Below are 12,394 nucleotides of genomic sequence, written 5' to 3'. Positions count from 1 at the left end.
GTGTATAATTTTTAATGCTTTTTAAGTCGATTTCCTATGGCTCTTTCGAAGTTTCTCGATCCAAAAAATGATATATCGTTCAAGCGCATCTTTGGCACTGAAAAAAATAAGGACATTCTTATTCACTTCCTTAATGATATCCTTGGCTTCACTGGCAAAAGTACAATAAAGGATATAGAGTTCTTAAGTACTATTCAAGACCCTGATATTGCTTCTAAAAAACAAAGCATTGTTGATGTTCTTTGTAGAGATGAAAATGGGCTGCAAGTCATAGTCGAAATGCAGGTCGCTAAAACTAAAGGCTTTGAAAAACGTGCACAATACTATGCTGCTAAAGCTTACTCAAGACAAGCTGATAAAGGTGATCAATATCATGACCTTAAGGAAATTATTTTTATTGCTATAGCAGATTGTATTTTATTTCCTGATAAGTCTGAGTATAAATCAAAGCACACTATTCGCGATGAAGACACTAATGAACATGATCTAAAAGATTTTTACTTTATATTTATTGAGTTGCCTAAATTTATAAAAACCAAAGAAGATCAGCTTTCAAGTATAGTTGAAAAATGGGTCTACTTCTTTAGATATGCAGATGAAACTAGTGAAGAAGAGCTAGAGAGAATAATAGGTAGTGATCTAATAATTAAAAGGGCCTATGAAGAGCTAAATAGATTCAACTGGTCAGAAAAAGAATTTATTGCCTATGAACAAGAGATCAAGCGTATTCGTGATGAACAGGCTGTCCTTGCTCAAAAACTCGATGATGCCACTCAAAAAGGTAGACTAGAAGGTAGACTAGAAGAAAAAATTGAAGTAGCAAAAAACTCACTCAAGGCCGGTGTCTCTATAGATGTTATAGCTCAAATTACCGGTCTCTCTCATTCTGAAATTTTACAACTCAAGGAAAAAACATAATATTCCTACTTATTCACTTCAACATTTATGAAAACCTTCTCTAAGTTAGACATATCCCCTAATTAAGAATCTAGTGAACTGTCTAAAATGGCTATAAAGATTGCACATAGAATTATATAAATTACTATCATAACGTTACCCAAACTTCTATATCAAAGCTACGTGCTGTAAGTTCAATATGGAAAACACATTAACCACTTAGCATTTAATGTCTACTTCATCCATTTTAGTATTAAGACTATCAAACTTGGTCTGGTATCCCTAATTATTTTGGCTAATTTTGCTACCTTCACTTTAAATTTTCCACTACTTGGCATATTATACCTCCACCACTTATATTATAACTTACCTATTGAGATTACCTCTAAGCTTGGCTACTCCTATCTCAGAAAGACAAGTTGATACTTTTGAATGGCTGTGAACTGAAGCATTACTTAAATAACTTTGAGGCTCTAAACTCATTTGCTTTGCATCATCAACTTCTAATCTACCATCTCTGTTGTGTAATATCTGCTCTATTGATTGATTTAGCAGACCCTTATTAAATTGAGCTATAAACTTTTCAAATTTCTTCGGACTTAATTTACCAGCTTCTTCACCAGGACATGCTTTCTCTACATACGATTTTAAAATCCCTGAAATTTCATTAAATTTACCACTCATGACTTTTCTAGTAATCTCTTTCTGCATTCCCATATAATCAATATTTAATCGATGCATTGATAAACCACTTTTTAATCCAGCTTGCTCTACTACTTTCTCAAATCCCTTTGTAATATTGAGTGCATAGCCCTGTGCTTCTAGTGGAGATATAGACTGACCTACTGTAGAAATATACTTTTGACCTGTAACCTTTCTAACGAGCACGTCAATGAACATTATTGTACCATTTACATCGATTGGTGCACTAATTTGTGAGATTGAACTTTGAGTGAATGTTTTCTCAGGTAAAGCAGCTCTAGAACCTAATAACCCACCTATAGAGCTCTTTACCCAACCAAACAAATCATTTATCCATGAAGATGGTCTTGTGCCACTACTTGCTGCTACCTCAGGTTGATTACTTAAATCCATAGCAAGTGGTTTTCTTGACATATGATGATGAGCATGATCCCCATGGTGATGACGGCGTCTGCGTTGTACAGGTTTTTCTCTCTCTTTATTGAGCTCTTCCTCTAAATAATTTACAATATTATTATATCCTTTATCTCTAGCAATATCTAGCGGTGTTCTACCGTCAGCAGTTGAGGCATTAACATCAGCACCTCTCTCAACAAGATGCTCAACGATGTCTAATGAACCCAATGATACAGCCCAATGAAGAGGTGTCCAACCTTCATTATCTTTGACCTTAATATTAGCACTGTTATCTAAAAGAAGTTCAATTATATTAAAATTATTCTTTTGAATGGCCCAAAATAAAGGAGTCCAACCCTGCCTATCTTGAATATTAACATTAGCACCTCGTCTGATACTTTCTCTCACTTTTTCAAGATCTCCTTTTTCTGCAGCAATTAATAATTCTTTATCTAGATTTAATTGTTTTTGTTTCAAAACTTCTACTATATCTTCGTAACCCTTTTGAATAGCTAGGTCTAAAGATGTCTTGCCGTACATGTCTGTAGCCTTTAAATTAGCACCCCTGTCAAGAAGTAGATTTACTACATTCAACCTGTTTGCGTCAACAGCAATATGCAAAGGTTTCCTATTGTATGCATCTTGAGCCTCAATATTAGCACCTTTATCAAGAAGAAATTGAACCATATTTGAATTACCTTCTTGAGCCGCAAAGTGCAAGGGTGTTCCTTGATATGTGATCTCATTATTAAACTTGGCACCCTGAGCTATAAGGAACTTGACCGCATCCCATTTACTTCCCCGAGCGGCATAGATTATAGGTGTCCAACCATTATTACTATCTTGAGTATCTAAGCTAGCACCTCGAACTACAAAATCCTTAACTTCATTAAGATTACCACCTTGTACTGCAGTTAACAACTGCCTATCTAGATCTAATTGTGTTTGTTGTAAGTATTCTACAACATTATTATGTCCTTTATCTCTAGCAAGATTTAGCGGTGTTTTACCATTCCTATCTTTAGTATTGATATTGGCTCCCTTACCCACGAGGTATTCTATTATATTAAGATGGCCATTCCAAGAAGCCCAGTGCAGAGGCATCCAGCCGTCTTTGTCAACCTCATTAACACTTACTCCTTTATTAAGAAGAAATTCTATAATATTTTTATTATCGTGCTCAGCAGCAATGTGTATAGGCTCTCTGCCATAAACGTTTTGAGGATTAATATTAGCCCCTTTGTCAACGAGAAACTTTGCAACTTCTAAACAGCCTTTCGACGCTGTATAATGTAGCGGTGCCCAACCATAGTTACTGGTATCATCAACGCTTACCCCCTTACCGAGAAGGAACTCTATAATATCTTTGTAATTTTTTTCAGCAGCAATGTGTATAGGTTTCCTACCAAAAATGCCCACATCTATAACATTAACATTAGCACCCTGACCAACAAATTTTTTGACTTCAGAGAGATCTCCATTTTCTGTAGCAGTCAATAATTTTTTGTCTAATTCTGTTTGTTTTAAAAATCCTACTATATCTGTATAATTCCCTTGAATAGCCAAGTCTAAAGGTGTTTTTCCATCGCTAGTTTTAGCTTCAATATTAGCCCCTCGACTTGAAAGTACTCTAACTATATCAAGCCTGTCTTTGAAAATTGCATGATGTAAAGGTGTCCAGTCATTTTTCGTTTTAGCTTCAATATTAACACCTTTATTAAGAAGAAACTCAATTATTTTAGGTGTAGTATTATTATGCTGAATAGCCACATGCAAAGGCGTTAAACCATCATTAGTTTTAGCTTCAAGGCTAGCCCCTTTATCTACAAGAAGCTCAATTATTTTCAATTGACCATAAGCATTTGCTATATGTAAAGGTGTTTCCCCAATGTTAGTTCTAGCCTCAATATCAGCATTTCGATTTAAAATTGCCCTAGATATATCAAGCTTATTATCATTGTCAGCAGCACAGTGCAAAGGCGCCCAACTACGTTTATCTCTAATATTAACATCTGCACCCATACTGAGAAGATTCTCAACTTCACTAAGATTATTTCGTCTCACAGCATCAAACAGTTGCTCTGTCGATAGAATTGCTTTTTCCTTATTAAATTCCACTATAACATCTTCTGAGTTACAAATAGAAGCTATACACTTTGAGTTAGAAACTATTGCATCATTAAAAGCAAACATCATTTCTCTTGCCGGTTGATAAGTATTCCAGTTCTCTACTTTTACAAGAGTGTTATTTTTATGTGATAGCAATAAGGTATCATTTATAACTCTCATATTGAAATCTAATATAGACTTATCTTTCAAATCAACTAAACCAATATCATTCTTGTTAACAGGTTGATTATGATAAATCTGTAACCCTTGCTCATCTGGCTTATAATATCTGAAAGAACTAAATTCATCAGCTCTTTCTCCAAATTCTTCTGGTTCCATAATTTTGTCGCTCAACTCTATGGATAAATCCCAGTTTTTATGAACAGAAGAATAGTAATCCGATATTGATAATGCTCCTCTATCTGATAACAATAGCAAATCATTATTTAGCTTCAAAAAAAGAACTTTTTCTGAGTCAAATGTGAAACAATTATGATGATTTAAAAGGTTAGTACCATTAACACTAAATCTTCCATCTACTTTTAAGCTATGAGAGCAATAATCTCGCTCTAATTCTCCATTCTGAAGTTTGTAATATTCTTCCCCATTAAATGTAACTGTAACATCTTTATAATTTGATAGCAGGGTTATATTTAGGCCATTTTTGTTAATCTTTATTTCTCCTTTATTATCTTCTATAAATGGCATATCATTTAACGTACTATTTAGTAGACTAAAATCTAATATACCATTTGCTTGAGCAATCATAATATTAGCGTTTCTGTTATCGAAAAGATAAAGATGGCTTATATTACTTGGAGCTTTCCAGTAAAAATTATGGTGATCCTCATCAGGGTAAAAAATATGATTACTAGAACTACCTACAACACCATGATAATTAGTGTTTAATAATTGCTTTGTAATATTAAAGTTTGAATTGTCCATTTTTTGCAGATTATCCAACTTATTATCTAATTTTGTTATGTGCACATTTGTTACTTTATCAGTATTAATGTCTACTTTTGTTGGAGTTACAAACAAACCATCTGCTGTTTTTACTGATGTTTGTTTATCTACACTTATAAAAGCTCCACTTTTATTGTAGATATTTGTTATATTATTAGCATGAGTCATACTACCTATATCACTAAAATTTATCGGCAATAATACTAAGCCTTTCCCATAAATAGAATCACCAAAATAACCCTTTATTGCAGTAAAGTTTTTTGCTGTTATTACATCATTGCCACCCTTACCATCAACGTAACCTGCATGAGAAACTTCTATATGATTAGCTTTATCACTGCCAATAATAGAATGTATATTCTCTGAATCTGTAAAATTACCTTGCGTTACAACTATGTTCTTTTGTCCTTCTATTCCTAAATTACATACAAAATTATCCTTTGCTATGTAGAAGAAATTTGTTCCTTGTTTATGAATATCACAATTACTTAACTGATTTGTAAAATAATACCTATTCTGTACACTAGACCCTTGATTATTGATTCCATAACTATTAAGTAATATATTTTTACCATTGAAAATCACATCAACGGTATAATTAGAAGTCACATTTATAAAAGCATTGTTATTAGACATATAAAATAACATCTTTACAGACCCAGAAGGATTATTTCTGTTATATGAAACTGCATTATAGCAATCGGTCATATGTTCTTGTAGAAACCACCTTTCTACTGTTCTACTTAATTTCATATTATTGTACTTCGATGCACTACTGCATGATGCGCCACTTGGTAGACTCGCCAAGGTTTCTTTGCTTACAATTTGTACTGCAATATTGTCGTCATGTGGTCCACAAACAACATTATAGTTTCCAACAGCACTAGGAATTATTCTAGAATTGTGAGCAATGCTACTAGTATAAAATGGGTGTGTAATATTTGTTCTTGATTCAAAATCAAATGTATCATCAACTATCCTTGTTTTAGCACGGCACTCATTCGATACACCATGCAAAGCTTGACCAAATGCTAGACCGTATCCTTCCCATTGTCTTTTATCTCGAGAACGAGCGCTAGTAGCATATTCTTCTTTTGTAACCAGTATAGAAGGCAGTGAAATAGCTATTGTATCATAGTTATTCTTAAATTGATCTAAGATCTTTGATATATACTGTTTATATATTTCTTCTGCTTCCATATCATGTTCTATATAATCTGGTACTTTTTTACCAAGAAAGAAATCCCAATAAAGATCATGTTTTTCCTGATCTGTAAGGTTCATTTGTTCTTCTAATTTTTCTACCTCAAGCCCTGCTTCTACAAACTGTGATATGACAATAACAGCAACTGAGACAGCAGCACCAACTGGACCAGCAAATTCTCCTACTACTCCAGTTTCTAAGCCTGCTACTGACATTGTTTCAGTAACAACCGCAGGGACATCTGCGGCGATAAAGATAGAATTAGTTGCGATGTTTAGGTCAGCAATCTTTATATCTGCAGGATCTGTCGCACTTTGCCTTGCTTTTATTGACTCCGCTAACCCTAAAAATGCCGCAAAATTACCTATAGCACGTCCCATAACTGGAGCAAATCCCTTTAGCATCTGAGAATCAAGCTTTGTTCCTAACTCTAACATTTTTCCAGAGATTTTTTCACCAATCTTTGGCATTACCCAAAGATTTAATGCATCATAACCTAGCCCTTCTACATCTCCATTTGCTATATGTTTACCAACTAAAAATACCGTAAAGGCAAGACCTGCACCTTCTGCTACTTTCCCTATTTTTTCTGCTACTCCAGACCTTCTCAGGATATTTTTCATTTCTTCTTTATTTTCTATGTTGTCCTTCATCTCCTTCACAATATCCCTAATCTCTGGATCTATTGAACTTAGATCTATATTTTTAACTTTTGCGATAAATGCTTCTTCAACATTTTGGTCTATAGTTTCACCTCTAGATATTCGCTCAGAAACCTTGAAAAGCTGATCATAAAACTCAATATTCTTTACTCTTTCTGCTACCTTGTCAGCATTAAACAACTCTTTGATACGTTGTTCTTTTTCCTCTTCTGTAATCTCTTCTTCATCAAACGAATCCTTGCAGGCCATATTTACACTTCTTTCTCTTCTTGGTTTTTTACTTGGTGGATACTCTGGTGATGAAGGTTCTCTTTTTTCTCCTTTAGAACACTGCCCTACAGTAGGTAACATATGAACTGAACTATGAACTACACCAACAGGAATAAATCCTTCCTTAGCTGTCCTACTTGTTAAAATAAGTTTATTTGGATTATTAGATCCTTTATCGAAAACAACACCGATAAATTTCACCTCATCACCATCTGTGAGTGTTTTATAGGTAACGCCCTCTTTATACTCTTCATTTATTTGATCATTTGCTTCCCTCAATAAAGCTTGAGCTCCTTTGCCCTGCCTTGATGTCTTAAGTTCTAATCCTATTGGAGTGTACTCCTCAGCATTTCCACCTTGAGCTACAAACTTAATACCATGAACTAGCATATCAGTGCGTTCCCCTCTACCAGTTTGAAACTCAGTTAAAACTAATGCTCTAGTTTCTGGTGATTCTTGTAATTTTAGGTCGCTATAATAACTAAATACTCCATTCAATATTCCCTGGAAATGAGCTTCTTTATTAACGAGACTCTTAAAAGGAAAGATCCCTTCTCCAATTTTTTCTAACAATTTATTATATTCGTTTGTTGATAAAGACTGAGTATCCAATGCTTGATCAAATGTTTCTTTTAATTCATTAGGATAAGGAACTTCTTTGAAAGCACCTTGAAATCTCTCAGCTCCGTTGTTGTACTCTTGTAAAGAATTGTATTTTTCAGCCCAAATAGTAAGATATCTTTTAAAATCTGACTTGTATCTAGTATCAAAATTAAGACTTAATTCAACTATTTCCCTATTCCTTATTTCTCTATCTAATCTATTAAGAGGGAGCACTTTATCTAGACTGTTCAGAACATCTTTTCTGTTAGCTTCAACAATATTTATCACATAAACCAACTTCTCTGTACTTTCTGGAATAAGTACCATTGTTACAACTGCATGGCTTGCATCAAGGTTAGTTGATAGTCTTTCCCTGGCTCTTTCAGCTGCTGGACGTCCAAGTCTACGAAGATTAGGATGCACTTCGGTAGGTATATTATCTCCATAGATAAAAATGTATTTTTTAAAACCAGTTTTTAAATCTTCAACTCTATTTAGCAATAGTGATTGTCCTAGTAAAAACCTGCTAAAATAATGATTATCCCCCTTCTCTGGTGTACCAGGAAACGTATGATAAATACGTTCTAGATTATCTTTCACCTGTCCTTTTAATTCTATTGTTCCAATCCTTTGCGTATCCCAATCATCAGCAGATTTTAGCATATCTTGAAAAAGAGGAATTATTTCTTCTCCACGATTCGATACTTTAATATCAGAGATAGGAGATGAACTATCAAGATTGACACCAACACATAAAATGTCATCTGCAGTAGTTAGAACTCGCTGAACATTTGGTTGGAAACCTTGTGCATACTTTTCTCCTTGTTGCAAAGCCCTATCTGGAGTAGCATAAGGACCTGTCCCTGCTTTTAACTCAATAATAATCGGAATAGAATCCAGTGCACGATCAGGACCACGAGCCAGCAAGATAATATCTGCATAACCCCTTCCTGCAAATTGCTCTGGGTAGACTCTAAGATTATACCTGTAGTGGAAATTCATGAAAACGCCTACCATAAATCCATGATGTGCTGCTTCACGTGCACTATTATCATAGACTACTGATCCTACATACTCAGAATGAACGTTATTAATTTTTTCAAGAACTTTTTTTAAAGACCTGCTAACTGTTTGCGCATCAGAATCAGATAGCTTCGCTATATCACCTTCCGGATTATTCCATATTCCTTTTTCTATTTCATGAAATTCCTTGCTAGTAGCAGAATCAAGTATCTCTTTAGCTTCCATATTAACAAAAATATCACCCTTTCCTTTATAGATCTGTACTAATCTAGATTTTATTCTATCTTGAATTTCATTCTTAATATTTAGGATCTCATTCTCAACATCCCGATCTCTAATCTTACCCCTATCTATATTCTTTCTTAATATGTTCTCCAACTCATTAACGGTAAACTGATGGCCACGCTTACCTTCTGAAATGGAAAATAAATCTATATTATTAATAGCATCTTCAGCATTTCCAATTTGACCATTTTTAACAATAGCTACTTTTAAAGTTTTTGAAGTATCAAAACTAAAATAAATCTTTTTAATATTTAAATTTTCTGCAATTTTTGTATCTAGCAAAGTAGAAAAGCTCCCTAGGAAGAAGTGTGTAAAAAATCCTGTTTTTTCTACAGAGTGTAAATAAGATGGAATCTGATCCACAAATGATTGAAATCTCGTTTCAAAAGATTTAAAATCCTCACCTTGCCAGCTTATACCAACTTTTTTACCTGCTTCCTCTATTAATAACTGTATTAATTCAAAATCTTGTGGCCTTCCTTTGCCCATGACTTTTTTTAAACCTTTCGCAAGGTCTACATCATTATCAACAGCACCTCTCTCAAGACCAAAATTATAATGGTTTCGGTCGCCTGGAGCACCAACATGAAATAACTGTATTTGAATATTTCCATCACCATATTGAGTTTCAACCTCACCAGAAACACTGATTGTTGCGCTAAGTATTCCACTCATTGCTCTTATTTCAGGTTCGCCTCCCCAAGTATTAGGGTTCCTCATGTTCTCTAAGTAATTCTCAAAATTGCCTTCAACAAAATCTCTGAACTCATTTTCATGATCACGTATATAATCAACTACTCGGTTGCGAAATACATTTCTTACTAAATTTGCAAATGTATCATCATAATTGGCAGCACCTAAATTCCGAACTAAACCTCTCACATAATCTAAATTTTGGGTTATAGCTTCTCCATTTCCAAACAAAGCTGCATACCTTTGTCGAAATAGAGCATCATCGTTTCTGACAGGTATTAAGTAAGCCATAGTAACAGACCAAAATAAGCAACTATTTTCCCCTGGAACATCGACTTTTATAAATCGACTTCTATTATCTTCAGAATCTTGAGAAATAGTATCAAATGATGGATTTTTATAGATTAGCTCTACTTCATCTTCAGTATCATCATCAGATCTACGATAACGTTTAAATTGAGGAAATTTCTTAACTTGCTCTACATATTGAATTTCATCTGATAGCTCAGTAATTTTTGAACTAACGCCTTCTTTTTTTAGATGATCTGTTGGATATTGTATCTTAAACATAAAACCCTCTTCATTACATTATACTGAGCCCACTATTTATTATCAGAGATATCAACAATATAAGCTGTTTTTACCTACATGCTAACTTATATATATAACATTTGTATTACAATGCAACATCTTTTTGACAGAAGCTAGAGTAGTAACAAGAAACCACCACCTGCTTTATAGAATTGCCCTATAATACCTCTTAATTACCCAACTCTAATTGCTCACATGCCTTGCTTAATTCAACCTCAGTTAAGCTAGCAGGCTCTTCAGATCTAGACTTTCCATATGCTAGAAATTTATTTAACGAATTAATATCTCTTTTCTCTAACACAGATCGTATATACTCTGCTTGTCTAGAATCCATAAACTCCTTGATTTGATCAGAATTAGCCTTATCTAATATTGCCCATACCGGTTCCATGTAATTTTGATTTACCCAAGGTACTAATAAACTTGTAACAAGAAAGCAAGATCTATTACAAACTTCTTCCTTCAGCACATAAGTACGATGGCTATCAAACCCCTCCTTTCTCCACATATGCATAAAAAGCTTTGCACCTTCACCAGCATAATATGAGCTGTTCTCTGTTTTTATATGGTGTAGCCAGACAAGATATTTATCTTCTGAAACATTACTTGGCTTCAAATAGTCAAACAATGCTTGAAATTGATCAAAGCGAAGTGCACCCTGTAGCGTGTTTAGACTACCATAATAACCATTTTCAGCTAAGTCTCTTTTTAGAAGTTCTGGATATTTATCAGGACTTATTTGACTAAAACAAAACTCGAATATCTCAGGATAACTATTACAACGACTACCTGCTGCATATACCGCTGTTTTCATCAAGATCTCATCCTTTTTCTGTGCACCCATCTCACTTTCAGGTAATAACTTTATTTTATTCCAGAAAAATTCAACTGCCTGTACTTGTTTAAAATCTATAGCACATTTAAGTCCATATTCGTATAGATGACGACCATCTAAATTTAGCTTAGAGACATAACCACTAACAAAATGTGACCAAAACTGCGCTAAAAGACCAGACCCGCAACACCTAACTAAGTGCTCATACTCCAACAGACTGCTCTTACCTTGAGCCGATAGGCTTTTTTTTCTTTCCTCAAATAAAGCAATAATATCTTCTTCTAAACAGCACCGACAGGCAATGTCATACTTATCAAAGAGATTACCTGAATCTGGCGCAATCAACTTTTTGCCTACCACTTGCCTATCAAGCTTAACTCCGTGTAAATTGTCTACTTTTTTCCAACAATCCTTACTAGACAGCACTTGTGCAAGAAAATTACGTCCTTTCTTGCCGCTTTTTTGATGTAAACGCCAATTTGCATAGCACCAGCGTTCAATTTGAAAAAGCTTAGATGCTCTATAGGGATCATCCTCTTTAATAGACGAAAACAAAACTTTTGGAATATCTGAACGCAGCATGATCACCTCTCTATGAATGGAAAAAAAATGGAAACTGTTACGTTTAACATACACTACAGTAACTTGGTACCATTTCTAGTAAGATATCCCGTTTCTAAGTTTTGTCAATCATCAACTTGAAAAATTTTTTAGACTTGAATAACTCTCAACAAAAGCCTCTTAATATGAGAGATACATGACGTTTTGTTTATTTTAAATTCTGTTTTTTATAAGTTTATCTTAATTATTATTCTAAAATAAACTAATATTAATTTAGTAAAATATATTATTAAGATCTCAAGTAAGATAGCCATTTTCAGCACTCAAAATCAAGAGACGTGAGAAGAGTTTGTTTTGGGATGGATTGGTCTACCGCTTGTTCTGTGCGAACTTTATCTTTATAATAATTCTACTATACCACAAAACTAGCTATATTAGCCTACTTTCACCATATTTAAATATGAACTAATTTACCTAATTTTGTTGCAAAAATTTCACACTTTTATTTTCACAACGCCGCTTTTATTTAAATTGTTCTCACGAAGGTAGGTACTTTTTTGCGATTTTGGAAGGAGTAAATAATTAAAATTTTTGTGG

Annotated in this window: 3 protein-coding genes; 1 reads left to right on the top strand and 2 read right to left on the bottom strand. The window is 34.0% G+C overall.

What is annotated here, in order from left to right; all coding sequences use genetic code 11:
* Positions 1-36: 36 nt before the first annotated feature.
* Positions 37-918, top strand: a complete 882-nt coding sequence (locus tag OPR49_RS04360; protein WP_265026763.1) for an Rpn family recombination-promoting nuclease/putative transposase — start codon at positions 37-39, stop codon at positions 916-918.
* Positions 919-1,263: 345 nt separating this feature from the next.
* On the opposite strand, the gene OPR49_RS04355 is transcribed toward OPR49_RS04360, so the two are convergent.
* A complete protein-coding gene (locus tag OPR49_RS04355) occupies positions 1,264-10,380 on the bottom strand; it encodes an ankyrin repeat domain-containing protein (protein ID WP_265026762.1) in 9,117 nt (3,038 codons plus the stop codon).
* A gap of 190 nt (positions 10,381-10,570) precedes the next feature.
* The gene (locus tag OPR49_RS04350) at positions 10,571-11,818 is read right to left on the bottom strand and encodes a hypothetical protein (protein ID WP_265026761.1); all 1,248 of its coding nucleotides are present in this window, start codon (positions 11,816-11,818) and stop codon (positions 10,571-10,573) included.
* Positions 11,819-12,394 lie beyond the last annotated feature (576 nt).

Source organism: Wolbachia endosymbiont (group A) of Bombylius major (genome assembly GCF_947251895.1).
GTDB classification, from domain to species: Bacteria; Pseudomonadota; Alphaproteobacteria; order Rickettsiales; family Anaplasmataceae; genus Wolbachia; species Wolbachia pipientis.
Note: the sequence above shows the minus strand (reverse complement) of the source record. Positions and strands in the feature narration are given on the sequence as shown.

Bases quoted from the DNA above. Each gene is read 5' to 3' on its own strand.
- OPR49_RS04360 (WP_265026763.1), top strand. From the start codon at position 37: ATGGCTCTTTCGAAGTTTCTCGATCCAAAAAATGATATATCGTTCAAG.
- OPR49_RS04355 (WP_265026762.1), bottom strand. From the start codon at position 10,380: ATGTTTAAGATACAATATCCAACAGATCATCTAAAAAAAGAAGGCGTT.
- OPR49_RS04350 (WP_265026761.1), bottom strand. From the start codon at position 11,818: ATGCTGCGTTCAGATATTCCAAAAGTTTTGTTTTCGTCTATTAAAGAG.